24 protein-coding genes are annotated in these 24,590 nt (G+C 70.9%); 10 read left to right on the top strand and 14 right to left on the bottom strand.

Annotation, left to right across the window (positions count from 1 at the left end):
* Positions 1-228 precede the first annotated feature (228 nt).
* Positions 229-714, top strand: a complete 486-nt coding sequence (locus AC4BGE_RS13880) for a VanZ family protein (RefSeq protein WP_489966022.1) — start codon at positions 229-231, stop codon at positions 712-714.
* 50 nt (positions 715-764) lie between these two features.
* A complete protein-coding gene (locus AC4BGE_RS13875; protein ID WP_490575658.1) occupies positions 765-1,373 on the top strand; it encodes an FMN-binding negative transcriptional regulator in 609 nt (202 codons plus the stop codon).
* A 39-nt stretch (positions 1,374-1,412) separates the two neighbouring features.
* Here the strand turns inward: AC4BGE_RS13875 and AC4BGE_RS13870 are convergent, their stop codons facing one another.
* Complete coding sequence (locus AC4BGE_RS13870) at positions 1,413-1,841, bottom strand: SRPBCC family protein (RefSeq protein ID WP_490575657.1); 429 nt, start codon at positions 1,839-1,841, stop codon at positions 1,413-1,415.
* Between the two features lie 84 nt (positions 1,842-1,925).
* Between AC4BGE_RS13870 and AC4BGE_RS13865 the strand changes: the two genes are divergently transcribed.
* Positions 1,926-2,420, top strand: a complete 495-nt coding sequence (locus AC4BGE_RS13865; RefSeq protein WP_490575656.1) for a hypothetical protein — start codon at positions 1,926-1,928, stop codon at positions 2,418-2,420.
* A gap of 63 nt (positions 2,421-2,483) precedes the next feature.
* Here AC4BGE_RS13865 and AC4BGE_RS13860 read toward each other — a convergent pair whose 3' ends face one another.
* The 9 genes from AC4BGE_RS13860 to AC4BGE_RS13820 form a co-directional block, all read right to left on the bottom strand.
* Positions 2,484-4,862: an ATP-binding cassette domain-containing protein gene (locus tag AC4BGE_RS13860; protein WP_490575655.1), complete on the bottom strand. Its 2,379-nt coding sequence runs from the start codon at positions 4,860-4,862 to the stop codon at positions 2,484-2,486.
* Between the two features lie 46 nt (positions 4,863-4,908).
* A complete protein-coding gene (locus tag AC4BGE_RS13855; protein ID WP_490572212.1) occupies positions 4,909-5,841 on the bottom strand; it encodes an urea transporter in 933 nt (310 codons plus the stop codon).
* A gap of 42 nt (positions 5,842-5,883) precedes the next feature.
* Complete coding sequence (locus AC4BGE_RS13850; RefSeq protein ID WP_490572213.1) at positions 5,884-6,861, bottom strand: urease accessory protein UreD; 978 nt, start codon at positions 6,859-6,861, stop codon at positions 5,884-5,886.
* Positions 6,862-6,871: 10 nt separating this feature from the next.
* Positions 6,872-7,507 carry an urease accessory protein UreG gene (ureG, locus tag AC4BGE_RS13845; RefSeq protein WP_490572214.1) on the bottom strand — a complete coding sequence of 212 codons (636 nt, stop codon included), beginning with the start codon at positions 7,505-7,507 and terminating at the stop codon, positions 6,872-6,874.
* 73 nt (positions 7,508-7,580) lie between these two features.
* Entirely contained in the window at positions 7,581-8,303 is a 723-nt protein-coding gene (locus tag AC4BGE_RS13840) for an urease accessory protein UreF (protein WP_490572215.1), read from the bottom strand.
* Complete coding sequence (gene ureC, locus AC4BGE_RS13835) at positions 8,300-10,024, bottom strand: urease subunit alpha (RefSeq protein WP_490575654.1); 1,725 nt, start codon at positions 10,022-10,024, stop codon at positions 8,300-8,302. The genes AC4BGE_RS13840 and ureC overlap by 4 nt, the downstream gene beginning before the upstream one ends.
* Complete coding sequence (locus AC4BGE_RS13830) at positions 10,024-10,509, bottom strand: urease subunit beta (RefSeq protein ID WP_490575653.1); 486 nt, start codon at positions 10,507-10,509, stop codon at positions 10,024-10,026. The genes ureC and AC4BGE_RS13830 overlap by 1 nt, the downstream gene beginning before the upstream one ends.
* On the bottom strand, positions 10,503-11,390 hold the full coding sequence (locus AC4BGE_RS13825; protein ID WP_490572218.1) for a sirohydrochlorin chelatase: 888 nt from the start codon (positions 11,388-11,390) through the stop codon (positions 10,503-10,505). The genes AC4BGE_RS13830 and AC4BGE_RS13825 overlap by 7 nt, the downstream gene beginning before the upstream one ends.
* A complete protein-coding gene (locus tag AC4BGE_RS13820; RefSeq protein ID WP_490572219.1) occupies positions 11,387-11,692 on the bottom strand; it encodes an urease subunit gamma in 306 nt (101 codons plus the stop codon). The genes AC4BGE_RS13825 and AC4BGE_RS13820 overlap by 4 nt, the downstream gene beginning before the upstream one ends.
* 369 nt (positions 11,693-12,061) lie before the next feature.
* On the opposite strand from AC4BGE_RS13820, the gene AC4BGE_RS13815 reads away from it, so the two are divergent.
* From AC4BGE_RS13815 to AC4BGE_RS13805, 3 genes are read left to right on the top strand one after another with little or no spacing between them, the layout of a single operon-like run.
* Positions 12,062-12,508 carry a fluoride efflux transporter FluC gene (locus AC4BGE_RS13815; protein ID WP_490575652.1) on the top strand — a complete coding sequence of 149 codons (447 nt, stop codon included), beginning with the start codon at positions 12,062-12,064 and terminating at the stop codon, positions 12,506-12,508.
* Positions 12,505-12,882, top strand: coding sequence for a fluoride efflux transporter FluC (locus AC4BGE_RS13810; RefSeq protein WP_490575651.1), 378 nt, complete (start codon positions 12,505-12,507; stop codon positions 12,880-12,882). The genes AC4BGE_RS13815 and AC4BGE_RS13810 overlap by 4 nt, the downstream gene beginning before the upstream one ends.
* A 53-nt stretch (positions 12,883-12,935) precedes the next feature.
* Positions 12,936-16,388 (top strand): FUSC family protein, encoded by a 3,453-nt coding sequence (locus tag AC4BGE_RS13805; protein ID WP_490575650.1) that lies wholly within the window; start codon positions 12,936-12,938, stop codon positions 16,386-16,388.
* Positions 16,389-16,443: 55 nt separating this feature from the next.
* Here AC4BGE_RS13805 and AC4BGE_RS13800 read toward each other — a convergent pair whose 3' ends face one another.
* Positions 16,444-16,941 (bottom strand): DUF1269 domain-containing protein, encoded by a 498-nt coding sequence (locus AC4BGE_RS13800; protein ID WP_490572223.1) that lies wholly within the window; start codon positions 16,939-16,941, stop codon positions 16,444-16,446.
* Between the two features lie 210 nt (positions 16,942-17,151).
* On the opposite strand from AC4BGE_RS13800, the gene AC4BGE_RS13795 reads away from it, so the two are divergent.
* The 4 genes from AC4BGE_RS13795 to AC4BGE_RS13780 all read left to right on the top strand — a co-directional run bounded on the left by AC4BGE_RS13795 (position 17,152) and on the right by AC4BGE_RS13780 (position 21,454).
* Positions 17,152-18,678: a helix-turn-helix domain-containing protein gene (locus AC4BGE_RS13795; protein WP_490572224.1), complete on the top strand. Its 1,527-nt coding sequence runs from the start codon at positions 17,152-17,154 to the stop codon at positions 18,676-18,678.
* Positions 18,679-18,714: 36 nt separating this feature from the next.
* Positions 18,715-19,512, top strand: a complete 798-nt coding sequence (locus AC4BGE_RS13790; protein ID WP_490572225.1) for a glycerophosphodiester phosphodiesterase family protein — start codon at positions 18,715-18,717, stop codon at positions 19,510-19,512.
* Positions 19,513-20,877 (top strand): MFS transporter, encoded by a 1,365-nt coding sequence (locus tag AC4BGE_RS13785; RefSeq protein WP_490575649.1) that lies wholly within the window; start codon positions 19,513-19,515, stop codon positions 20,875-20,877.
* A 190-nt stretch (positions 20,878-21,067) separates the two neighbouring features.
* The gene (locus AC4BGE_RS13780) at positions 21,068-21,454 is read left to right on the top strand and encodes an RNA polymerase-binding protein RbpA (protein WP_490572227.1); all 387 of its coding nucleotides are present in this window, start codon (positions 21,068-21,070) and stop codon (positions 21,452-21,454) included.
* Positions 21,455-21,485: 31 nt separating this feature from the next.
* Here the strand turns inward: AC4BGE_RS13780 and AC4BGE_RS13775 are convergent, their stop codons facing one another.
* Genes AC4BGE_RS13775 through lnt form a run of 3 tightly spaced genes read right to left on the bottom strand, consistent with a single transcriptional unit; the run spans position 21,486 to position 24,277 of the window.
* Positions 21,486-21,980: an FxsA family protein gene (locus AC4BGE_RS13775; protein WP_490575648.1), complete on the bottom strand. Its 495-nt coding sequence runs from the start codon at positions 21,978-21,980 to the stop codon at positions 21,486-21,488.
* 7 nt (positions 21,981-21,987) lie between these two features.
* Positions 21,988-22,749: a polyprenol monophosphomannose synthase gene (locus tag AC4BGE_RS13770; RefSeq protein WP_490572229.1), complete on the bottom strand. Its 762-nt coding sequence runs from the start codon at positions 22,747-22,749 to the stop codon at positions 21,988-21,990.
* Positions 22,750-22,759: 10 nt separating this feature from the next.
* Positions 22,760-24,277: an apolipoprotein N-acyltransferase gene (gene lnt, locus AC4BGE_RS13765; RefSeq protein ID WP_490575647.1), complete on the bottom strand. Its 1,518-nt coding sequence runs from the start codon at positions 24,275-24,277 to the stop codon at positions 22,760-22,762.
* Positions 24,278-24,590 lie beyond the last annotated feature (313 nt).

Below are 24,590 nucleotides of genomic sequence, written 5' to 3'. Positions count from 1 at the left end.
CGCGTACGTGCCACTCTGCTGACGTCCCATGTCACTCCCCCATTCATCGCCGCTCGCCGGCGAATGTGTCCTGCGTCACAACCTACTAGCAAGTCGATCCAGCCGGGCGTCGATGCTCATCAGCCAGCGCTTGCTGGGGCACACGGACGTGATCGCCGGTCGTCAAGGCTCGTCGCCTCGCGCCCGTGCCTGCCGCTGCGGACGGGACGGGACGGGCAGACTTGCGGGATGTTCCACCGACATCCCTTCCTCAGCCTCCTCAGCGGTGGCTACCTGGTCTTCGTCGCCTGGCTGACCCTGACGCCCCAACCGATCGGCGACCGTGAGACCAGGCTGGTGAACCGGGTGCTCGACGCCCTGCACCGTCGCGGGGTCGCCGAGTCGCTCGACTACTCCCGCGTCGAGTTCCTGGCCAACATCGCCCTCTTCGTGCCCATCGGGATGTTCCTGCTTCTCCTCTTCGGCGCCGGGGGTTGGTGGTTGGCGGCCATCGGCTCGCTCGTCCTCACGGCCTTCATCGAAACTGCCCAGCGGCAGATTCCTGGTCGTGTCCCGGACGAGCGCGACATCCTGGCCAACACGGCCGGCGGTCTGATCGGCATCGCCCTGACGCTGGTGCTCGTGCTCCCAGCGACCCTGCGACGCCGACGACATCGACAGGCACGACGCCAGGCCCGGTACGACGCGCGCAGCCACTCGAGCCGGAGGTCGTGAGCGCTTCGTCCACGATGTCGCAACCGGAGAGGATGTGGTGAAGTAGCAGGATGCGTCACACACCGTCCTTCCTGATGACTGACCCGGACGAGGTCAAGCGGCTGATCAGGCGGCACCCCTGGGCGCCCTTCGTGTCACCGGTGAACGGCGAGCTCGTCGCGTCCCACTACCCCGTCATCCTGGACGAAGCGGCCTCGGCGGGATCGGACATCACCATCCTGAGTCACTTCGGCAGACCTGACGACGAGCTGCACGAGCTCGGCGAGCACCAGGTGCTCGTCATCATCCAAGGACCGCACGACTACGTCTCACCGAGCTGGTACCCGCCCGGCGAGGTGATCCCGACCTGGAACCACGTCACGGCCCATCTCTACGGCACGCCGCAGATCCTGACGGAGGCCGAGAACTACGCCGCCCTGCGGCAGCTCACCGAGCACTTCGAGCGCCACTACCCGCACGGTCGCAGCCTGGACGAGGACCCGGAAGGAACCCGGAGAGCCGCACGGGGCACCCGGGGCCTCAGGATGAAGGTCGTCCGGTTCGATGCCCGCGCCAAGCTGAGCCAGAACAAGCCCCCCGAGGTCGTCGCCGAGATCGTCGATCAGCTCGATGAGAGCAATCCCGCCCTCGCCGAGGAGATGCGCCGGCACCCTTGGTAGCCGGCCCGCCACGCGCGCGTGCGGATGTGGGCAGACCGGTCAGGCGGTGGGGCCGGTCTGCTCCGCGAGCCGGGCGAAGGTCTCCGCCTCGGTTGCGACCATCTCCCGGGTCCTGCGTCCGAGGAGCCGCTCCACCACCGGGCGCAGCGGGCCGGACCACTCGAGCACCAGCTCGAGCGTGGCGCCGTCGCCGTCGTCGCGCACCGAGTGCACCGCTCGGGTGCGGACGCCGGGACTGGCCGAGACCCAGGTGAACGACGTCCCCGGCTCCCACTGCGTGACCGTCCAAAGCGCCTTGGGCAACCCGGGCTGACGCACCTCGAACTTCGATCCCACGGCGACGGGCCCCTCACCCAGGGCGCGCACCGAGTCGACGGTGGAGAGCCGCTCCCCCCAGCGCTCGATCTCGCTCGCGACCAGCCACAGGCGGTGGGCGGGCGCCGCGGATGCGGCCGAGGCGCGGATCATTCCCCCATGATGCTCGTCGTGGCTCCGCGACACCAGGGCGAGACAGCAGAGGGCCGGGGTGCTCCCCTCGCTACCCTCCCCTCCATGACCCTGCGCACCTCCGCCCCCGTGGCCGCCTTCGTCCTGGCGCTCCTCGCCTCCGCCCCGTCCACCGCCGCAACGGTGCCCGACCAGGAGACGGCCGAGGCTGCGTCCTCGTCCGCCGCCCGGGCGGCTGGGAAGTGCCTGAGCGGGGCGCTGAGCAAGAAGAAGGCCATCCGCGCCCGCAGCGGGGCCAAGCTCGGCACGGTCCAGGCGTTCGGGTCCCGCAACGGCGACGAGCTCGGTTTCTGCATCCGGATCACCCCCGTGCCCAGGCTGCGCACCAACTCGACCCTGGCCGGCCTGAAGTGGAAGGACTACGACGCCCAGGGGAATCTCGGCTCGAGCGGTGGGATCGGCGGTCCGGGCTACTGGCGCGACCCCTTCTTCCTGGAGGGGAACATCTACGAGATCGGCAGCATGGTGAAGGGCGTGGCCGAGATCAAGGTGGCCGGTGGCCCCTCGGGCAAGGTCAAGCTGAAGGCGACCCTGCGCTGAGGTCCCTGGGCTGAGGTCCCTGGGCTGAGGTCCCTGGGCTGAGGATCCCCGGTGGGCGGCGCCTCAGACCCCGACGTACGCGGCGAGATGCTGGCCCGTGAGGGTCTTGGGGTCGCCCACCAGGTCGGCCGGTGTGCCCTCGAAGACGATCCGGCCGCCGTCGTGTCCCGCCCCGGGTCCGAGGTCGATGATCCAGTCGGCGTGGGCCATCACGGCCTGGTGGTGCTCGATGACGATCACCGACCTGCCCGAGTCCACCAGCCGGTCCAGCAGCCCCAACAGGTTCTCGACGTCGGCCAGGTGGAGTCCGGTGGTGGGTTCGTCCAGGACGTAGACGTCGCCCTTCTCGGCCATCTGGGTGGCGAGCTTGAGTCGCTGCCGCTCTCCCCCGGAGAGCGTGGTGAGGGGTTGTCCCAGCCTGACATAACCAAGGCCCACGTCCTGGAGCCGCTCCAGGATCCTGTGTGCGGCCGGCACCTTGGACTCCCCCGCGGCGAAGAACCCGAGCGCCTCGGAGACCGACATCGCCAGGACCTCGGCGATGTCGCGCCCGCCCAGCTTGTAGTCGAGGACAGCGGCCTGGAACCGCTTGCCGCCGCACTCCTCGCAGGTGGTGGCGACGGTCTCCATCACGCCCAGCTCGGTGTAGATGACCCCCGCTCCCTTGCAGGTCGAGCAGGCCCCCTCGGAGTTCGCGCTGAAGAGCGCCGGCTTGACCCCGTTGGCCTTGGCGAAGGCCTTCCTGATCGGCTCCAGCAGCCCGGTGTAGGTGGCCGGGTTGCTCCGGCGCGACCCCTTGATCGCCCCTTGGTCGATCACCACCACCCCTTCGCGCGGTGCGACGGACCCCTGCACCAGTGAGCTCTTCCCCGACCCGGCCACGCCGGTCAGGACGCAGAGCACACCGAGCGGCACGTCGAGGTCGACGTCCTTCAGGTTGTGCGTCGAGGCGCCCCGGACCTCGAGTGCTCCGGTGCGCGGGCGCACGGTCGGCTTCAGCTGCGCCCGGTCGTCGAGGTGGTGACCCGTGACGGTGCCGCTCTCGCGCAGTCCCTCGACCGTGCCCTCGAAGCAGACGGTGCCGCCGTCGTCCCCCGCGCCGGGTCCGAGGTCGACCACGTGGTCGGCGATCGCGATCGTCTCCGGCTTGTGCTCGACGACCAGCACCGTGTTGCCCTTGTCCCTCAGCTGCAGCAGGAGCCGGTTCATCCGTTCGATGTCGTGCGGGTGCAGGCCGATGGTGGGCTCGTCGAAGACGTAGGTGACGTCGGTCAGCGGCGAGCCGAGGTGGCGGATCATCTTCGTGCGCTGGGACTCTCCCCCGGACAGGGTGCCGGCCGGCCGGTCCAACGAGAGGTAGCCGAGGCCGATGGCCACGAAGGAGTCGAGCAGGTGGCCCAACCCGTTGAGCAGCGGCGCCACGGACGGCTCGTCCAGCTCCTCCACCCACCGGGCGAGGTCGCTGATCTGCATCTGGCACAGGTCGGCGATGCTCCTGCCGCGGATGCGGGAGGAGCGAGCCTCCGGGCTCAGCCGCGTCCCCTCGCACTCCGGGCAGACCTGGAAGGTCACGGCTCGCTCGACGAAGCGGCGCACGTGCGGCTGCATCGCCTCGGGGTCCTTGGAGAGCATCGACTTCTGGATCTTGGGGATGATCCCCTCGAAGGTCAGGTTGACGCCGTCGACGCTGATCTTGGTCGGCTCCGCGTAGAGCATCGTGTCGAGCTGCTTGGCGGTGAAGGCATGGACAGGCTTGTCCATGGGGAGCCCGGCGCCCTCGAAGAGCCTGCCGTACCAGCCGTCCATCGAGTAGCCGGGGACGGTGAGCGCACCCTCGCTCAACGACTTGGAGTCGTCGTAGAGCGCGCTGCGGTCGATGTCGTTGACCTTGCCCATCCCCTCGCACCGGGGACACATCCCACCCAGGTAGACGGCGTCGCGCACCACCTTCTTCTCGACCCGGCCGCCCTTCTCGGTGGTCATCACCCCACCCGCGCGACGCGTCGGGATGTTGAAGGAGAACGCCGGCGGCGGACCGACGTAGGGGTCCCCGAGACGGCTGAAGAGGATGCGGAGCAGCGCGTTGGCGTCCGTCGCCGTGCCGACCGTGGAACGGGGATTGGCACCCATGCGCTCCTGGTCGACGATGATCGCGGTGGTCAGGCCCTCCAAGTGGTCGACGTCGGGCCTGGCCAGGGTCGGCATGAACCCCTGGACGAAGGCGCTGTACGTCTCGTTGATCAGCCGTTGCGACTCCGCCGCGATGGTGGCGAAGACGAGCGAGCTCTTGCCGGAGCCGGAGACCCCGGTGAAGACGGTCAGGCGCCGCTTCGCGATCTCGAGGCTGACCTCGCGCAGGTTGTTCTCCCGCGCTCCGTGGACCCGGATCAGGTCGTGGGTGTCCGCCGGGTGCGGTCGGTCAGGCGTGCGAGGCTCGTCCATGCCAGGAAACTAGCGGAGCGCGGGCGAGCGGGCACGTTGGTCTGCCTCACGTGCGCCGCAGGGCGGCGATCGAGGCGCCGACCACCAGGAACACCCAGGTCGTGAGGATGTAGGGCCACGTGTAGTGCGGGAACGTGGTGAGGTCGTTCATGGCGAGCGTGACCACCGCGGTCACCGCGGTGCCCACGACGGCGTAGCACCAGGACGCCACGCTGCTGTGGTGGAAGACGACCGCCAGTGCGATCGCCGTCAGTACACCGGCGTATCCGGCCAGCCCTTCCTCGATGGTGCTTGCGCTCTCCCCCAGCGCCAGCGCGCAGGCACTCCCGACCACGCTCCCCATCACGGCGGCCAGGCCGACCTGCCAGGAGGCGATGAAGAGCCCGAGCAGGATCAGTGCCCCGCCCCACACGCTGTTGACCAGCACCACCTCGGAGACGTTCGTGAGCACCGAGCGCAGCAGCGCGTCACCCGTCCCGTCGGTCACGTGCTTCGTCGAGGAGGTCACGTGCACGGAGGTGGACGCCGCGTAGAGGATCGAGGCGACGGTGCAGAACGGCGCGGTGGTCGAGGGCAGGTTGAACGCCTTGAGCGCCGGGGTCGCCAGCAGCCACCCGAACAGGGCGGTGGCGGGGGCACAGAGCAGCGCTCCCACCACCGTCAGCACGTAGGACCACGCCTGTCCCCCGCACGCGGCGAAGACCGCCGCGCCGACCAGGCAGCCGTTGAACCCCTGCATCCCGAGGGCGACGTTGTCGGTGGAGACCCGCAGGGCGCACCCGGCGAGCGTCGACAGCACGGTGCCGATCGCGGCCAGCAGCGCCATCTGCCAGTCGGCAACGGCGAACGCCGCCAAGATGAGCAGGCCCGTCCACGGGTTGGCCTGGAAGAAGATCTGCGAGATGCCGTGGCACAGCGAGCGCCAGGTCACGGCGTGCAGGCTGGATGCTACGTCGGTGGAGGCGTTGATCCCTGACATGGCTTCTCCTAGGTGTGGTGCGAGGCGCCCGTGGCCGTCGGCTCAGGACTTGCGGATGGCCGGAGCCTCGGTCCCGGTGAGCCGCAGGCGCAGTGCCCGCCAGGCGGCGGTGTTGGCCCGGGCCACCGACATCGAGTCGTCCCCCACGATCCGGGCCCAGACCCCGGCCCGGTCCGGCAGCTCGCTGACGCCCAGGTGGAGCCGGGCGCCGTACGCCGGCACGACGGCGTCGTGAAGGAGCTCGAGGAGCTCGGCCGCCGGGACGGTCAGGGTGAAGCAGTAGAGCATCGACAGCACGTCGTGGTCGCCCAGGACCGCCGCCCCGCCGGTCGATCCGCCCTCGGGGGTGAGCCGGACCCGGTCGAGGGCGACCACCCGGCCGTGCGGGCGGTGCACCTCGAAGTCGGCGGCCAGCACGGTGTACTGGTGCCGCTCCCCCCGGCCCAGCCTGCCGGCGATGACCGTCTCCCCGGCCAGGAGGGTGGCCGACTCCGCGAGGCGCACCCGGGTGCGCTGGTAGAGCCGGGCACCGGCGAAGGCGATCATCGGGTCCGGGAGGTACTCGACGTAGGCGCCCGGCTCGATGTCGAGGTTGACCTGCGCCACCGCGTAGTCGTGCTCCATCTTGAGCACCTTGGTGTAGGCCGAGGTGGTCATGTGGGCCGACGACCCGGGGCCGAAGGCCAGGTCGGTGCGCAGCCTGTCCCCCTGGAGGATGCCCGCGCCGGTCGACATCAGGTAGGTGTAGGGCATGTCGGGCCGGAGCTGGTCGTAGTAGAGCGGGTGCATGATCTGCAGGGGCGCCTTCTGGTAGTGCCCCACCAGCTGGGTCTGCTCGCCGCACCGGGCGTACGCCAGCTGGAGCAGCCCGATCTTGCCGGGGCTGCCGGTCGGCAGGGTGTCGGGCACCCCACGGTGGCGGGCGACGACACCCGGAACCCGCTCCGGCTCGTAGTGCAGGGGCTGGAGCCTGGGGCCGCCGTAGCCGACGGCGGGGTCGCGCACCGGCATCCGGCTCATCTCGGGGCTCTCACGTGACCAGGGCCCCGGTACGGCGGTGCCAGCAGGCCATGATCTGGTCCTGGAGCTCGTCCACGCCCACTCCGGTCAGCGAGTTGGTGAGCACCACCGGCTTGTCGTTGCGCACCCGGTGGGCGTCGGACTCCATCACCGCCAGGTCGGTGCGCACGTACTGGGCGATGTCGATCTTGTTGATGACCAGGATGTCGGAGTCGGTGATGCCCGGCCCGCGCTTGCGCGGCATCTTCTCGCCCTCGGAGGTGTCGAGCACGAAGACGAAGACGTCGGCCAGCACCGGCGAGAAGGTCAAGGTGAGGTTGTCTCCCCCCGACTCGTAGATCAGCGTGTCGACCGCGGGGAACCGCTCCACCATCTCGGCCCCCGCCGCCAGGTTCATGGTGGGGTCGTCTCGGACCGCGGTGTGCGGGCAGGCGCCGGTCTCCACCCCGACCACCCGGTCGGGGTCGAGGATCCCGGCCAGCTCCCGACGCACGTGCTGCGCGTCCTCCTGGGTGTAGATGTCGTTGGTGATCACGGCCGGCTGTCGGCCCGCTGCGATCAGCCTGGGGACCAGGGCCTCGGTGAGCGCGGTCTTGCCGGACCCCACCGGGCCCCCGATCCCGATCCTCAAGATGTTCTCGGTCATGCCAACCTCTCGTCGTTGTCGTCGTTGTCGTCGGTGTCTTGCTCTCTGGCGCCGGTCGGTGCCAGGAGGTGTCTCAGCTCGCGAAGAGCCGTGCCTCCGCGCGCTCGTGCTGCGCCGACATCACGTCGGACATCGGGACGAAGCCCCCCATGTCGGCCAGGGGGCGCGTCACCGCCTCCTCCGCGGCGCGGGCGATGTCGGACGCCACGGCGTGCAGCACCACCTGCATGTGCCGGTGGTCGGTGAGCCGGAGCCGCAGTGCCGCCCCCAGGAAGCTCACGGCGAACGCCGACATGTCCGACAGCGCCGCCTGGCGGGCGTCGACCCCGGCGGCCAGGTAGGCCACCGCCGAGGCCACGGGCTGGCACCCCGGGGTCTCCTTGGTGCCGACCAGGCGGGCCCACTCCTCCAGCTCCGGCCCCCCGAAGGCCTCCTGGGTGAGGCTGGTGAGCTGGTGGCCGCTCCGGACCGACGCCTTGCGCATCTCGGTGTTGAGCTTGGCGGCGTGCAGCATCTGGTCGACGAGGACCACCCGGTCCCAGTCGCCCTCGCGGGCCGCGTCGTGGGCACGGGCCAGCGCGGTGGCGTCACCCGGCCCCACCGAGTGCAGCAGGAGGCCCCGGAGGAGGTCCTCCACGCCCTCGCGCTCCACCAGCTCGGCCTGGCTGAACCCCTCCAACCCGTGCGACATCGTGTAGAAGCCGCTCGGGAAGGCGGAGTCGGAGAGCTGGAGACTGGCCAGGAGACTGGTGCTCGCCGTCCGGGTCTCGTCAGCAACCTCGATCACCGGGCTCACGCCAGGTAGAAGAGCTGGTTCATGGGCAGGCTCTGGGCCGGCTCGATGTGGGCCGGTTGACCGTCGAAGGTGACCCGGTAGGTCTCGGGGTCCACCTCGATGACGGGAGTCCGGTCGTTGCGCACCATGTGGTCCTTGCCGATGGTGCGGCAGCGCTTGACCGGCAGCACCTGGCTCTCCAGGCCGAGCTGCTGGGGGACGCCGTTGTCCACCCCGGCCTGCGACATGAAGGTCACCCTCGTGCTCTGCAGCGCCTTGCCGTACATCCCGAACATCGGCCGGTAGTAGACCGGCTGAGGCGTGGGCAGCGAGGAGTTGGGGTCCCCCATCAGAGCCCAGTTGATGAGCCCTCCCTTGATCACCATCTTCGGCTTCACCGCGAAGGAGTCGACCCGCCACAGCACGATGTCGGCGATCTTGCCGTCCTCCAGCGAGCCGACGTAGTCGGAGATGCCCTGGGTGATGGCGGGGTTGATCGTGACCTTGGCCAGGTAGCGCAGCACCCGGAAGTTGTCGTTGGCCTCGGCGTCCTCCGGCAGCTTGCCCCGCTTGTCCTTGTTGTGGTGCGCGGTCTGGAAGGCGCGGGTCACGCTCTCCCCGATGCGGCCCATCGCCTGGGAGTCCGAGGAGAACATGGACAGCACGCCCTCGTCGTGCAGCACCGTCTCGGCCGAGATCGTCTCCGCGCGGACCCGGGAGTCGGCGAACGCGACGTCCTCGGGGATGTCGTGGGAGAGGTGGTGACAGACCATCACCATGTCGAGCAGCTCGTCGATCGAGTTGACCGTGTAGGGCAGCGTCGGGTTGGTGGAGGACGGCAGCACGTTGGAGTGGCTGGCGGCCCTGAGGATGTCCGGCGCGTGCCCGCCCCCGGCGCCCTCGGTGTGGTAGGTGTGGATGGTCCGGCCGTTGATCGCGGACATGGTGTCCTCCACGAACCCCGCCTCGTTGAGGCTGTCGGTGTGGACCGAGACCTGGACGTCGTACTGGTCGGCCACCGTGAGGGCGTTGCTGAGCGCCGCCGGCGTGGTCCCCCAGTCCTCGTGGACCTTCAACGAGGAGGCACCCGCCTCGATCTGCTCCACCAGGGCCGTCGGCAGGGACCCGTTGCCCTTGCCGTGGAAGCCCATGTTGACGGGCACCTGCTCGGCTGCCTCGAGCATCCGGTGGATGTGCCACGCGCCCGGCGTGGTGGTCACCCCGTTGGTGGCGTCGGTGGGGCCGGTACCACCGCCGAAGAGGGTCGTGATGCCGTTGGAGAGCGCGTGGATGGCCTGCTGCGGCGAGATGTAGTGGACGTGGGTGTCGATGGCCCCGGCCGTCGCGATCAGGTGCTCCCCCGCGATCACCTCGGTGACCGCACCCACCACCAGGCGCGGGTCGACGTTCTTCTGCAGGTGCGGGTTGCCGGACTTGCCGATCCCGACGATCCTGCCGTCCTTGACGCCGATGTCGCCCTTGACCACGCCCAGGATCGGATCCAGGACGACCACGTTGGTGATGACGAGGTCGAGGCCGCCGCGGGCGCTCGTGGTCTCCGGGTCCGCCGCCATGCCGTCCCGGGCGGTCTTGCCGCCGCCGTAGACGACCTCGTCCCCGTAGCTCCCCTCGCTGTAGTCCATCTCGACCTCGATGACGAGGTTGGAGTCGGCGAGGGTGAGTCGGTCCCCGGTGGTGGGGCCGTAGAGGTCGGTGTACTCCTTGCGCGAGATGATGGCCATCAGCTCTTGCCCTTCTTGGTCTTGGCGGATCCCTTGGCGGATCCCTTGGCGGATGAACTGGCCGACGACTTGGCCGACGACTTGGCCGACGACTTGCGGGACGCCGCGGCGGGCTTCCCGTTCTGGAAGCCCCGTTCGGCCATCCGGACCATCGCCGCCTCCCGGGTGTGGCTGGCGTCGAGGCCGCCGTCGACGAGGCTGTTGAAGCCGATGACCCGCCGCGACCCCGCGTAGGCGGTGAGCCTCACCTCGCGGGTGTCACCCGGCTCGAAGCGGACCCCCGTGCCGGCGGGGATGTCCAGGTGCATGCCGTAGGCGAGCTCACGCTCGAACAGCAGGGCGCGGTTGGTCTCGAAGAAGTGGAAGTGGGAGCCGACCTGGATCCCCCGGTCACCGGTGTTGGTGACGTTGAGGGTGACGGTGGGCCGGCCGGCGTTGATCTCGATGTCGTCGCCGGTGTGGTGGTACTTCGGGCTGCCTAGCATCGCTGCGCCTCCAAGCTCTCGGATGGGTTTCTCATCTGCTGTGCGGGGGGCGACGGGGCGCTGTGTGCGTGCCCGTGCCCGTGGCCGTGCTCTGCGTCGTGACCCTCGGTCCCGTGGGAGTGGGCGTAGCCGTGCCCGTGGTCGGCCAGCAGCCCCGCCTCGATGCCGTCGTGGCCGTGGTCGAGCAGGTGCAGGGCCACCGCCACCCGCTGACGCACCACCTGGGTGGCCGCCGCGAGCGAGAGCAGGGGGCCGTGGAAGGTGACGCCGTCCGGCAGGCCACCGGCCTCGCCGGCCGGGGCGCACGACCGGGCGAACCCGGCCGGCACGACCTCCACCTGCGCCGTCCCGAGCCGCCGGCAACGGTCCACGGCCTGCTCGAGGTCGGCAGCGTCACGCACGCAGGCGACCTCGACCCCGGCTCCCGCCCCGTGGGTGCGGACGAGGTGGCCCAGCCGGTGCAGCTCGGCGTCGTCGAAGGGGTTGCTGGCCTGAGCCGTGACGAGCACCCCCGCCTCGGGACTGCGCGCCCCGGTCTCCAGGACGGCCCGGCGCAGGTGGGCCACGAGGTGGTCGGCGGTCCCGAAGCCGTCGCAGAGAGCCACCCGGCCGGCCGCGGGCCCGGTGGCCAGCCAGCCGAGCGTCTTGGCGGTGTCGGCCACCATGCCCGGGTCTCGGCCCCAGGTCATCGGCAGCACCAGTACCTCGCCGTCCCCGGCGTCGAGCAGGCGCGCAACCTCGCCGTGCAGCGGCCAGCCCGGCGGGGAGACGACCGTGCCGGGTCTCGCCTCGGCGAGCGACGGCACGATCGAGTCGCCCGCCGCCTCGTGCCCGGTGACCAGCACCAGGGCGGGGGTCGGAGCGCTCGCTCGCATGCTCACGCGGCCACGGGATCGTGGCAGGACACGAGCTTGCTGCCGTCGACGAAGGTCGCCTCGACCTGCAGCAGGGCCAGTCGCTGCCTGACGCCGTCCATGCAGTCGGCCTCGGAGACCACGTGCTTGCCGAGCTCCATGCACTCGGCGACGGACTTGCCGTCCCGGGCCGCCTCGAGGATCGCCTCGCAGATCAGCGCCTGCGCCTCGCTGAGGTTGAGCTTGGTGCCTCGGTCACGGCGACGACGGGCGATCTCGGCGACCTGGTAGATGTAGAGCTTGTCGATTTCCTTGGGAGTCAGATCCATGGGAGCGCAGACCTTTCGAGAAGAGCGAATACCTCCTGCGCGTCCCGCGGACCGGTCGCGCAGTGCACGTCGGCCACCCTGACGCAGCGCTGCCCGGCCGCTCGTGCGGCTGGTGCCGGCACTGCGTGACAGCGTCGTCGTGCCTTCCGCTCTCAGGTCTACAGAAGTTCATTCCGGGCCAGAAGGGCCGGAGTCCTCCCTGCGGGCTGGGACCTTCGGCAGGTGGACCCGGGCACATGGGACCTGTTGGCGCCGTGACGGCGCCCATAAGTTCCAGACATGGCCGCCGACCCAGACCCTGTCCCCGGTGCGACGCAGGAGCCGGGGCGACCGCCCGACCACGGGCCGCCCGACCATGCACCGCCCGGCGTGACGAAGCGACCCGACTACCTGCACGCGGCCTCCATCGGCCTGGTGGTGCTCGGCGCCTTCTTCGGGGTCGCCCTGCGCGAGGGGTTCTCGCTCATGATCTCCGAGGTCGACCGGGTGCCGGTGGTGATCCCGGTGGTCAACGTCGTGGGCGCCTTCGTCCTCGGTCTGCTCTACGCCGGTCTGAGCCGCGCCGCACCCCCCAAGCCGCTGGTGGGCCGGCTGAAGCTGCTGGTGGGGACGGGGTTCTGCGGGGGCCTGACCACCTTCAGCTCCCTGGCCACCGACACCGCCGTGCTCCTCGACGACTCCCGGATCGGTGTGGGGGCGCTCTACGCGCTCGGCACCCTGGTCCTCGGCGCCTGCGCGACGCTCCTCGGGATCCTCACCGCCTCCCTGGTGGAGGGTCCGGTGGAGGGTCCGGCAGCCGAGAGGGGCTCGTCGTGACCCCGGGCCTCTTCGCGCTGCTCGTCCTGGCCGGCGGGGTCGGCGCGGGCGTGCGGTTCGTCGTCGACGGCGCCATCCGCTCCCGGCTGACGAGCCGCTTCCCCTGGCCCACCGCGCTGATCAACATGTCCGGCTCCCTGGTGCTGGGCCTGCTCACCGGCCTGGTGGCGGGCGGCCTCGCGTCGACCGAGGCGAGCGCCGTGCTCGGCACCGGCTTCCTGGGCGGCTACACCACGTTCAGCACCGCCAGCTACGAGACCGTCCAGCTCGTGCAGCGCAGGGCCTACGGGACGGCACTCACCTACGGCGTGGGGGTGCTGGTCGTCAGCGTCGTCCTGGCTCTCCTGGGATACCGGCTGGGCGCCTCCTACTGAGCAGATGAGGGCATCCGGGGAGGGCGCCCGCGACGGCAGAAGGAGTGGTGGGTGTGGACACGCTGTGGCTTGGGCTGGGAATCGTGGTCCTCGGGGCCACGCTTGTCGACGTCTTCCTCACTGCACTGAACTACGACGAGGCCGGCTTCATCGCCGGCCGCGTCTCGTCGGCGCAGTGGCACGTGCTGCGCCGCGTGACCCGCCGGCTGCCGCGGCGCTGGCGGTCCCTTGGGCTGCGGCAGGTCACGGGGCTCCAGCTGGTGACGGTCGTCGTGGTCTGGCTGTTCGGCGTCATCACCGGCTACGGCCTGATCTATCGCGGCAAGATGTCGGAGTCGGCCTTCTCGGTCAGCGGCACCGGCTCGAGCCTCGACCTCTTCGACGCGATGTACTTCAGCGCGGCGCAGCTGTCCACGGTCGGGGGCTCGGCCCTCACCGCGGAGACCGACCTACTGCGCTTCCTCAGCATCGTGGAGACCCTGACCGGGGTCGTGCTGGTCTCCCTCGTCCTGACCTTCCTGCTCGGGGTCTACGACGTGATCGGCAGCCTCCACGTGCTGTGCCGGCAGTTCTCCAGCGTCGAGCGCGGGGCAGGGTCGCCCGTGGCCAGCCTCACGCCCTACTTCAAGGACGGACAGCCCCAGGGTCTCGACGACCACCTCGACGCCGTCACCGACGCCTTCACCTCCTACATCGACGGCCTGCGGCTGCACCACGCGGCCTACTACTTCCAGAGCGGGCGCGACCAGTTCGCCCTGCCCTACGCCCTCGGGATGGTCGGCGGGACCCTCAGCGTGCTGCGCTGGGGCCTGCCGACCGGGCACCCTGCCGCCTCGGGGCCCGCACTGTCGGCGCTCACCTTCCACTTCCTCGAGTTCGGGGACTACCTGCAGACCAAGCTGGGCTGGACCGACACCCACCTCCCCGAGGTGGTCTCCCGCGACGCCTTCCTGGCCCACCTCACCGTCGGCCAGGTCCCGGAGCCGCACGACCCGTGGGTCGCCCGGTTCCTCGAGCTCGAGCACGCCCTGCGTCCCCTGGTCGAGGCGGACCCGCTGGCCGACCTCGACGACGCCTACGCCCGCTACTCGGCATGGCTGCCCTTCGCCTACCGGGCGCGCCAGATCCTCCTCGCGGTGAGCCAGGACCTCGACTACCAGCCGGTGATCCTCACCCAGCGGCCCGTCTCGGTGCTCGTCTCGCGCGACGTGGCGGTGCTGGCCGACGTCGAGGAGGTCCCGGGTGCCACGCCCTGGGCGGTGCGCGCGACGGGCCGCGGCCCCCTCCCGTGGTACCGGAGGTGGTGGGGCCGGCTCGTCGACCTCGGCGCTCGGGTGGACCCCGGCCACGTGCGTCGGCGTACGGCGTCCAGGGCGCTGCTGGCGGCCGCGGCCGCGTTCGCCACCGTCCACCTCCTCTACGACGCACTCGGCGAGTCGGCCGTGCCCCCGGCCGTCTTCGGCGGGTTCGTGGCGATGCTGAGCACCGGCATCGACGTCGACAAGACGTTGCGGGGCCGGAAGGCCACCTCCCTGTTGGTGGTGGTGCCCCTCTGCCTGGTGCTGCTGGTCGGCGCCCTGGTGTCCGAGGCTCCGCTCGGCGGCGGCCTGCTGCTCGTGGTCGTCGCCTTCGCCGCGATGGCGGCGGGCAGCCTCGGCAGCCGGTGGGCGGCGGTGGGGCGGATCACGTTCATGGCCTACTACTTCTTGCTCATCCTCCAGCTCGACCTCGACGACGTGGTCTGGTTCTCCGGGGCGGCCGTGGCCGGGGTCGTGTGGGCCTACCTGTTCGTCTACGTGCTGGTGCCCGACCGCCCCCGGGAGGTGCTGCGCGACGGGATTGACGCCTACGGGGGCGAGATGGTCTCACTGGTCGACACCCTGGTCGATGCCGTCTCCTCGGCCCGCTGGGACCCGGCGATGCGACGGCGTGCCGCCCACGACGTGCAACGGCTGCACCGGGGTGCCGCCCTGCTCGCCGGCCTGCTCACCGGAGAGGCCGACGCCACGGGGGTCGACGAAGGCCACGGCGCCAGGCTCCGCCTGCGGGTCTTCGACGCCGAGCTCGCCTCGGTCAACCTCCAGCAGGCCGCCCGGGAGGTCACCGGCACGACCCTCTCCCTGCAGATGCGGGCCAGGCTCGGTGGCCGCCTGGAGCTGTTGGCCGCCCACCTGCGCAGCAGCCTGGCGTCCCGGGCGTCGGAGGAGGGCGCCAAGACGGCCCCGCCCGCTCCGCCGCCCTGGGACCAGGACCCGGTGTCGGGGCACTGGCCGCCCGTGGCCCGGCGCCTGCACCGCGCCATCGACGAGTTCAACCGGGCCTTCACCGTCCTGGCGGGATGGGAGTCAGCGACTTCCGCGCCGCGCCCGTTGGAGCCCTCCGACGTCGTCGACCCCTACGAGGACGAGGAGGCGGCCGCGCTGAGCGCCCTCTCGCCGGCCGCGTCGGTCCCGGAGCCCTCCTCCGCCACCGAGCGGGTCGCACCCCCGATGCGCCGCGCGGTCCAGGCCGCGGTCGCCACGGGGGCGTCGCTGGTGCTCGCGGAGGCCGTCTACGACACCCACCAGTACTGGGCGTCCCTGGCCGCGTTCCAGGTCCTGGGCGGCACCGACGGGGAGACGTTCGTCAAGGGGCTGCAGCGCATCACGGGCACGGTGGCCGGGGCCGCGGTGGGCTTCGGGGTCGCCATCGGGACCGGGGCACCCACCTGGCTGATGGTCGCCGTGCTGGCCGTGGCCGTCTTCGGGTCGGTCTACTCCCGTCCCGTCTCCTCCGGCTACACCGCCTTCTGGACGACCCTGATCTTCGCCGGGATGTACGAGTTCCTCGGCCGACTGAGCCCTCTCGCCCTCGAGATACGGATCATCGAGACGCTCCTCGGCGCCGCGATCGCGCTGTTCGTCGCCTGGCGGGTCCTGCCCACGCACACGCGGCGCAAGCTCAACCGGGACGTCTCCACCCTGGTCGGCGACCTCCAGGTGCTGGTGGCCGGCAGCCTGGAGCGGCTCGCGGGGGGCCGGACGATCTCCCCCGGGGCGCTCCAGCACCGGCTCCTGGTCGTCGACCAGCACGTCCGGGCGATCAACTCCACGGCCGCGCCGTTGCGGGGCTCCGGGGGCTCCCTGGAGACGGGGGGCGTCGAGGCACAGCTCACGGCCGTGTGGTCGCTGGCCCATGCCACGCGTCGCCTGGTGCGTGCCGCCACCGAGGTGGTCACCGACGAGGTCGACGCCTCAGGCCCGGACTGGGAGGGGATGCGCCGGGTCCTCGACCAGAACCTGGGGGCGCTCAACGCCGTGCTGGCCGACCGGGTGCCGGGCGTGGTGCTGATGGCCCTGCCCGAGCCGGAGGACGCCGAGGGCGTCTACCCGCCGGAGGTCCAGGAGGTGGTGAGCCTGCTCGAGCACATCAACCAGACGGCGGTCACGCTGCTCGGCGACATCTCCCCCGACCTGTTCGAGGGCGACCGCCCCTCCCCCGCCGCCGCCGCGGCGCACGAGGCCTGACCGGGCGGAGCCGGCCGGGTGCCGGTGGTGCACACCGGCCGGCCACCTCGCACGCTCAGTCGGACTCCTCGAGCATGGAGCGCAGGTTGGCCTCGTCCTCTGCGGAGAGGTTGGTCTCGATGAGCTCTCCGCTGATCCCCTGCTCCCGCAGCGACTCGTGGACCCGGTCGACCACCGCTCCGGTGGTCAGCACGAAGAGGGCCGAGGTCCCGGGCACGACCTTCTCGCGCACCGAGTCGATGAAGTCGTCGTCGATCCCGATGTCGGTCAGGGCGCCGACCAGGGCGCCGGAAGCGGCGCCCACCACCAGCCCGATCAGCGGGACGAAGAAGATCACCCCGAACAGCAGGCCCCAGAACATGCCGCCGAGGATGCCCGGCGCCAGCAGGTCGTTGGCCTGCCGCGTCTTCGGCTTCTTCTTGTCCTCGGGCCACGACACCGTCGCGGCGTCCAGCACCTTGATCAGCTCCTGCTTCTGCAGCCCGATCAGCGCGTCCTCGGCCCGCTGGGCGCCGTCGGGAGTGTCGAACTTCCATGCTGTGAGTGTTGCCACGTCGTGCTCCTGCCTCGTCGTCGGACCGGCACCGCCGAGGGGTACGTCCGGGATGCCCGGATCGAAGGTAGTTCTGCTGGTCAGCGGCCTGCCACGGGCGAAAGACCCCCGCCACGGGCCTTTGGTCACGAGACGCGGGCGAGCGGAACGGGCGGCGACGAGGCGCGCCCCCGACTTGGGTTATCTCATATCTGAGATAACGTGAGTGACATGACGCAGGACTACCTGGGACGCATCGGGAACATCATCCGCGACGCCCGCAAGCACCGTGGCCTCACGCAGCAACAGCTCGCGGAGACCCTCGGCACCAGCCAGAGCGCGATCAACCGGATCGAGAAGGGCCACCAGAACCTCTCCCTGGAGATGCTCGCTCGCATCGGCAGCGCCCTCGACTCCGAGATCGTCGCCGTCGGCGCGGGGCCGACGCACCTCCGGGTCACCGGGCCCACCACCCTGTCCGGCCAGATCGACGTCAAGACCTCCAAGAACGCCGGCGTGGCGCTGTTGTGCGCCTCGCTGCTCAACAAGGGCCGCACCACCCTGCGCAAGGTGGCACGGATCGAGGAGGTCAACCGGTTGCTGGAGGTCCTGGAGTCCCTCGGGGTGCAGACCCGCTGGCTCAACGACGAGAACGACCTCGAGATCGTCCCTCCGGCCGAGCTCGACCTGAGCGCGATCGACGAGGAGGCGGCCCGGCGCACGCGCTCGGTCATCATGTTCCTCGGCCCGCTGCTCCACCAGGCGACCTCCTTCGACCTGCCCTACGCCGGAGGATGCAACCTCGGCACCCGCACGGTGGAGCCCCACATGTCCGCGCTGCGTCCGTTCGGGCTCGAGGTCAAGGCCAGCGACGGCGCCTACCACGCCCAGGTCAACCGGGCCATCACCCCGGAACGGCCGATCGTGCTCACCGAGCGGGGCGACACCGTCACCGAGAACGCGCTGATGGCCGCGGCGCTCCACCCCGGCCGGACCGTGATCCGCAACGCCTCCTCCAACTACATGGTCCAGGACCTCTGCTTCTACCTGCAGAAGCTCGGCGTCGGGGTCGAGGGCGTCGGCACCACGACGCTGACCGTCACCGGGGTGCAGTCGATCGACGTCGACGTCGACTACTCCCCGAGCGAGGATCCCATCGAGGCGATGTCGCTGCTGGCGGCCGCCATCGTCACCAGCTCCGAGATCACCATCACCCGGGTGCCCATCGAGTTCCTGGAGATCGAGCTCGCGCTGCTGGAGGAGATGGGCTTCCAGTACTCCCGCTCCCCCGAGTACGTCGCCAACAACGGCCGTACCCGGCTCGTCGACCTCACCACCCGGAAGTCGGAGCTGCGGGCGCCCCTGGACAAGGTGCACCCGATGCCGTTCCCGGGGCTCAACATCGACAACCTCCCGTTCTTCGCGGTCATCGGCGCCGTGGCCCAGGGCCAGACGCTGCTGCACGACTGGGTCTACGAGAACCGGGCCATCTACCTCACCGAGCTCAACAAGCTCGGGGCCGACGTGAAGCTGCTGGACCCGCACCGGGTGATGATCGAGGGCCCGACCCGGTTCTCCGGGACCGAGATCGTCTGTCCCCCGGCACTGCGACCCGCCGTGGTGATCCTGCTCGCGATGCTCGCCTCCAAGGGCACCTCGGTGCTGCGCTCGACCTACGTGATCCACCGCGGCTACGAGGACCTCGCGGAACGTCTCAACACGCTCGGAGCCAACATCGAGCCCTTCCGCGACATCTGACCCCGGGCGGCCACCCGTGTCGTGGATACTGCACGGGTGAACGGACCCCCCACCGGTATGCCCTACCTCGACGAGGGCGCGCCGTTGCTGGCGTTCGCGCACCGTGGTGGCTCCTACCACCCGGGGCTGGAGGGCCTGGAGAACACCATGGCGGCCTTCCGCCACGCGGTGGCCCTCGGGTACCGCTACCTCGAGACCGACGTGCACGTCACCCGGGACGGCGCCCTGCTGGCCTTCCACGACACCGTGCTCGACCGGGTCACCGACAGGACCGGGGAGATCGCCCGGACCTCCCACGCGGAGGTGAGATCGGCTCTCGTCGCCCAGCGCGAACGCATCCCCACCCTGGAGGAGCTGCTCCGCGCCTTCCCCCGGTGCCGCTTCAACGTCGACGTCAAGGCCGACGGGGCGGTCGAGCCCCTGGTGCGGCTCATCGAGCAGGAGCAGGCCTGGGACAGGGTGCTGGTCGGCTCGTTCTCCGCGCGGCGGCTCCGGGCCTTCCGCCGCCTCGCCGGCCCCCGGGTGGCCACCTCGGCGCACCCGGCGGAGGTGGTGGCCTTCCGGCTGCTGCCCAGCGCGCGACTGGCGCGGTGGCTGGTGAGCAGGCAGTGCCACGCCCTCCAGGTGCCGCACACGCGAGGCCGTCTGACCGTGGTCACGCCCGGGCTGGTGCGCCGGGCCCATGCCGCTGGCCTCCACGTCCACGTGTGGACGATCGACGACCCCGAGGAGATGGCTCTGCTGCTCGATCGTGGGGTCGACGGGCTGATGACCGACCGCACGGACATACTCAGGGACGTCCTGCGGCACCGCGGGCTGTGGAGGGAGAGCTAGATGTCATACGACGGCGCGACCGCGACCGTGGCCAACGAGCGGCGGCTGACGTGGCCGGTGGTCGCCTGGAGCCTGTGGGACTGGGGGTCGGCGGCGTTCAACGCCGTGATCACCACGTTCGTCTTCAGCGTCTACATCACCTCGGACTCCTTCGGGGACGGGGCGAGCGGCAAGTTCGGCTGGGCGATGGCCCTCTCCGGCATCCTGATCGCGCTGCTGGCGCCCGTCAGCGGGCAGCGCGCCGACCGCTCGGGGCGCCGGACGTTCTGGCTCGCGGTCAACACCGGTCTGGTCGTGCTCGCCTCCCTGGGCCTGTTCTTCGTGAGACCCACCCCTGACTACCTGTGGCTCGGTCTGCTGCTGCTCGCGGCGGGCAACGTCTTCTTCGAGCTCGCACAGGTCAACTACAACGCCATGCTCAACCAGATCTCCACGCCCCGGACGGTGGGCCGGGTCTCCGGCCTCGGCTGGGGCCTGGGCTACATCGGCGGGATCGTGCTCCTGCTGGTCGTCTACTTCGGGCTGATCGACCCCGACGTCGGCCTCTTCGGGATCACCGGCGAGGACGGCATGGACGTGCGGGTCGCCATGCTGTTCTGCGCCGCGTGGACGGTGCTCTTCAGCCTGCCGGTGATCTTCACGCTGCGCGACGACCCCGCCGAGCAGACCGGTGCCGAGCGGGTGGGCGTGCTCGACTCCTACCGGCACATCCTGCGCACGGTCCGCGACCTGTGGCGCGACGACCGCACCACGGCGCGCTTCCTGATCGCCTCCGCCGTCTTCCGCGACGGCCTGGCGGGCGTCTTCACCTTCGGCGGCGTCCTCGCGGCGGGAGCCTTCGGCTTCTCCCCGGGCGACGTCATCATCTTCGGGGTGGCGGCCAACGTGGTCGCCGGCGTCGCCACCATCGCCTTCGGGGCCCTCGACGACCGGCTGGGGCCCAAGCGGGTGATCGTGATCTCGCTGAGCTGCATGCTGGTCGCGGGCTCGCTGGTCTTCGCCCTCCAGGAGGGCGGCACCCCGGTCTTCTGGATCTTCGGCCTGACGCTCTGCATCTTCGTCGGTCCGGCCCAGTCGGCCTCCCGCACCTTCCTGGCGCGGCTGATCCCCGCGGGGGAGGAGGGCGAGATCTTCGGTCTCTACGCCACCACCGGCCGCGCGGTGAGCTTCATGGCACCGATGGCCTGGTCGCTGGCGATCGCCCTCGGCGCCGCGCTCACCGGGGTGACCGACTCGGACGACGCGATGCACTGGGGCATCCTCGGCATCCTCGCGGTGCTCGGCACCGGCCTGGCCCTGCTCATCCCGGTCCAGGGCGGGCTGCGCCGGGACTCGAGCCTGGTGACCCAGGCCCCGCCGACCTGAGACGCCAGCCACTTTCGCGCGCCATGCCCCACATTGGGTATGTTGCGGGCGTGGAATCTTCTGGGTCTCGTTACCGTTGAAGAAGAAACGACGGCCGGCGCCCTCCCCTTGTGCGTCGCAGAGCCTGGCTCGGGCCGTCCCCTGCCCGTCAACCACGGGTGGACCGAAGAACTTTTGTGGAGGTGGCTCAATGGCGGAGCGCACGTTGCGGGGCGCGCGACTGGGTGGTCAGAGTTTCGAGGACGAACGCGGGATCGAGTTCGCGGCCCGTCAGCAGGTCGGCTACCGGTGCCAGCACGGTCACGAGTTCGAGATCACCATGTCCGACGAGGCCGAGATCCCGGCGAGCTGGGAGTGCCCTCGCTGTGGTGCCGAGGCGCTGAGCACCTCGGGGATCGTGCCGGAGGAGAAGGTCGAGAAGCCCGCGCGCACCCACTGGGACATGCTCCTGGAGCGCCGCTCGGAGAAGGAGCTGGAGGAGATCCTCAAGGAGCGCCTCGACCTCCTGCGCGGCGGGGAGATCGGCCCGGCCCACCTCCACCGCGCCAACGCCAAGAAGCGCGTCCGCTCAGCCTGACGCGGTGCGCGCCGTACGCCGGTCGCGCACCTCAGGGATCGATCACCTCACCCCGGACGACGGGGCCCTCGGGCCCCGCTCCGGGGTGTGGTGCGTCCGGGCGTCCGCCCGCCGTCCTGCCGAAGCCGACCATCGGGCTCACCACGACGCGGCGCCCCAGCGCCGCGACCAGCAGCCGGCGCGCCACGGGCCGGGTCATCGGGAGGATGAGCAGGAGCCCGATCGCGTCGGTGACGAAGCCGGGAGCGACCATCAGCGCCCCGCCCAGCACGATGAGCGCGGCGTCGGCGAGCTCGGTGCCGGGCATCCGGCCGGAGGCGACCGACGTGGTGAGGGCACGCCAGGCACGCAGTCCCTCGCGCTTGATCAGCCAGCTCCCGAACACGCCCATCAGGAGCAGCAGCGCGATCGTCCACCAGGCGCCGATCACCCGTCCCACCTGGATGAGCGTCCACAGCTCGGCCAGCGGGAGGACGACCAGGAGGACGAAGAGGACCGCTACCGGGACACGTCGACCTGAGCTCATGTCTCCATCATGACGAACGGTGCCCAAGACGGGCCCGGAGCTGGGCCCGGCGCTCCTCCAGACCCCACAAGGTGATCCGGCGCAGCGACTCGGTGGCGACCGATCGGCTCATCTTGGAGTCGCCCCGCTCCCGCTCCACGAACTCGATCGGCACCTCGACCACCTTGAGGCCGCGGCGCATGGTCCGGTAGGCCATGTCGGTCTGGAAGACGTAGCCGGTGGAGCGGACCGTGTCGAGGTCGATGGCCTCCAGGGTCTCGCGCCGGAAGAGGCGGTAGCCGGCGGTGGCGTCCCGCACCGGCATGCCGAGGAGGATGCGCGTGTAGAGGTTGCCCGCCCGGGAGAGCACCTCGCGGCCGCGCGACCAGTTGACGATCGAGCCCCCCGGGATCCACCGGGAGCCGATCACCAGGTCCGCGCCGTCGGCGAGGGCGTCGATGAGACGCTGGAGCTGCTCGGGCTGGTGCGAGCCGTCGGCGTCCATCTCGCCGATCACCTCGAAGCCCATGTCGAGGGCGACCCGGAAGCCGTGCAGGTAGGCCGCCCCGAGACCGGCCTTCTCGGTGCGGTGCAGGACGTGCACGTGGTCGTCGCGGCCGACCAGGTCGTCGACGATCCGGCCGGTGCCGTCCGGGGACCCGTCGTCCACCACCAGGACGTGGACGTCCGGCTGAGCCTTCCGGAGGCGCTCGATGATCCACTCGATGTTGGCCGCCTCGTTGTAGGTCGGGACGACCATCACGGTGCGACCGAGACGGGACGGGTTCACTCGGATCTCCTCAGCTGGCGGAAGGCTCGGCAGAGCGCCCGGGCGAGCATAGGGCATCTGGCCTCCGCCTGGCACCGATCAAGCACCCCACCGCGGACAGCAGCACGGCGGCCCGTCCGGGCCACGGACCCATCGCGACCGCGGGGGTCGTCGCCTCGATCAGGGGCACCTCCTGGACCAGCACGCTGGTGGTCCGGGGGGCGGCCTCGTCCACCACCTCGCCGTCGGGGGCGATGATGCCGCTCAGTCCGTTGGTGGCCGCGACGGCGACCGCGCGTCCGGTCTCCTGGGCCCGGAGCCGGGTGATCTCGAACTGCTGCTCGATCTGGTGGGTCCGGATGAACATCGCGTTGCTGCTCTGGACCACCAGCAGGCCGGCCCCGTGGCGCAGCTGGGCGTGGATCGCGTCGTCGTAGGCGATGTCGAAGCAGATGGCGTCGGCCACCGTGGTCTCCCCCACCGTCAGCGGGGTGTCGCGGCTGCCGCTCATCATGTCGCGGGCGACCAGGCGCAGCTTGCCGAAGTTCTGGGTGAAGACGGTGTCGCGCCACGGGATGTACTCCCCGAAGGGCACCGGGTGGCGCTTGGTGTACCTGTCGCCGCCGCCGGTCCCGGGCGACCAGACGATGCCCTGGTTGAGGACGGCGTCGGGGGCCGCGGCGTCGGTCATCGCACCGACCAGCACCGGCACGCCCACCGCCTCGACGGCGCGCTCGATCCCGGTCCGGACCTCGTCGTCGCGGAACGGGTCGACCGCGGTCGAGTTCTCCGGCCAGAGCACCAGGTCGGGGCGCTCCTGGGACCCTTCGTCGATCCGCTCCCCCAGCCCGACGGTCGCCTCGACGTGGTTGCGCGTGACCTCGCGGTGCACCGAGACCAGGTCGTCCCCGCTCCCGGGCACGTCCCCCTGGACCACGGCCACCCGGATCGACTCCTCGGAGGCGGGCTCCCAGGGCATGACCAGCCCCCACACCGAGAGGGCCGCGAGTGCCAGCGCGACCGGCACCGCGCGGACCAGCTGCGGCCGGGCGACCCAGCACCAGGCCAGCGCGCTCCCGATGCCGGCCAGCAGCAGGCTCACCCCGGTGAACCCGAGCCACGGCAGGTTCGCGGCCCACCAGGTGTCGGCGACGACGTAGGACAGCCGCCCCCAGGGCAGCCCGCCGAGCGGCCAGGCGCCGCGGATCGTCTCCACCGCCACCCAGCACAGGGCCGAGGCCAGAGGCCAGAAGCGCAGCCGGCCCACGAGCGCGAGCGCGCTGCCCAGCGGTGCGGTGACCACGGCCTGGGCGGCCGAGAGGGCGAGCCAAGCGTCCCACCCGACCGCCCGCATCCACCACAGCAGGACGAAGAAGTAGGCCACGCCGAAGGCCAGGCCGGGGATCCACGCCGTCCTGGCTGACATGCCACGGACCGCGAGCACCAGGCCGGCGACGGCGAGGGGGGCCAGGAGTGCCAGCCCGACGGGCTCAGAGGCCAGCGCCAGGAGGAGCCCGGCTCCACCGGCGAGGATCGAACGGCGCAGCACGCCCTCAACCTACCGGGTGCCGCCACACGGGCGGCGGGCCCGCTGCAGGAGGACGGAAGGGACGACAGCGCTTCGGACCGACGCGACGACCACTGGAGATGAACGCCGCGAAGTTGTCTAAGGAACTGCCGTCCCTCCCGTGCCCACCTTCGCAACGGCGGGACCGACCTCCGTGAACCAGGTGGGTCGGATGGTGGTGCCCCACCCGCCAACCCGCTCACCCGGACGTCGGTCCGCCGCACACGATCTGCACAGGCGGACACCGCACTCTGTGGCGGATCCGGGGTCCCTGTCAACCGGTTCAGCGCGATTG

It is taken from the genome of Nocardioides sp. Z50_6 (genome assembly GCF_058215755.1).
This window is presented reverse-complemented; position numbering and strand designations above follow the sequence as displayed.

What these genes read in the sequence shown, in the direction of transcription:
- AC4BGE_RS13850 (WP_490572213.1), bottom strand. Translation starts at nt 6,861, where the DNA reads ATGAGCCGGATGCCGGTGCGCGACCCCGCCGTCGGCTACGGCGGCCCC.
- AC4BGE_RS13875 (WP_490575658.1), top strand. Translation starts at nt 765, where the DNA reads ATGCGTCACACACCGTCCTTCCTGATGACTGACCCGGACGAGGTCAAG.
- AC4BGE_RS13830 (WP_490575653.1), bottom strand. Translation starts at nt 10,509, where the DNA reads ATGCTAGGCAGCCCGAAGTACCACCACACCGGCGACGACATCGAGATC.
- ureG (WP_490572214.1), bottom strand. Translation starts at nt 7,507, where the DNA reads ATGACCGAGAACATCTTGAGGATCGGGATCGGGGGCCCGGTGGGGTCC.
- AC4BGE_RS13820 (WP_490572219.1), bottom strand. Translation starts at nt 11,692, where the DNA reads ATGGATCTGACTCCCAAGGAAATCGACAAGCTCTACATCTACCAGGTC.
- AC4BGE_RS13795 (WP_490572224.1), top strand. Translation starts at nt 17,152, where the DNA reads ATGACGCAGGACTACCTGGGACGCATCGGGAACATCATCCGCGACGCC.
- AC4BGE_RS13785 (WP_490575649.1), top strand. Translation starts at nt 19,513, where the DNA reads ATGTCATACGACGGCGCGACCGCGACCGTGGCCAACGAGCGGCGGCTG.
- AC4BGE_RS13865 (WP_490575656.1), top strand. Translation starts at nt 1,926, where the DNA reads ATGACCCTGCGCACCTCCGCCCCCGTGGCCGCCTTCGTCCTGGCGCTC.
- AC4BGE_RS13860 (WP_490575655.1), bottom strand. Translation starts at nt 4,862, where the DNA reads ATGGACGAGCCTCGCACGCCTGACCGACCGCACCCGGCGGACACCCAC.
- AC4BGE_RS13880 (WP_489966022.1), top strand. Translation starts at nt 229, where the DNA reads ATGTTCCACCGACATCCCTTCCTCAGCCTCCTCAGCGGTGGCTACCTG.
- ureC (WP_490575654.1), bottom strand. Translation starts at nt 10,024, where the DNA reads ATGGCCATCATCTCGCGCAAGGAGTACACCGACCTCTACGGCCCCACC.
- AC4BGE_RS13775 (WP_490575648.1), bottom strand. Translation starts at nt 21,980, where the DNA reads ATGAGCTCAGGTCGACGTGTCCCGGTAGCGGTCCTCTTCGTCCTCCTG.
- AC4BGE_RS13870 (WP_490575657.1), bottom strand. Translation starts at nt 1,841, where the DNA reads ATGATCCGCGCCTCGGCCGCATCCGCGGCGCCCGCCCACCGCCTGTGG.
- AC4BGE_RS13855 (WP_490572212.1), bottom strand. Translation starts at nt 5,841, where the DNA reads ATGTCAGGGATCAACGCCTCCACCGACGTAGCATCCAGCCTGCACGCC.
- AC4BGE_RS13780 (WP_490572227.1), top strand. Translation starts at nt 21,068, where the DNA reads ATGGCGGAGCGCACGTTGCGGGGCGCGCGACTGGGTGGTCAGAGTTTC.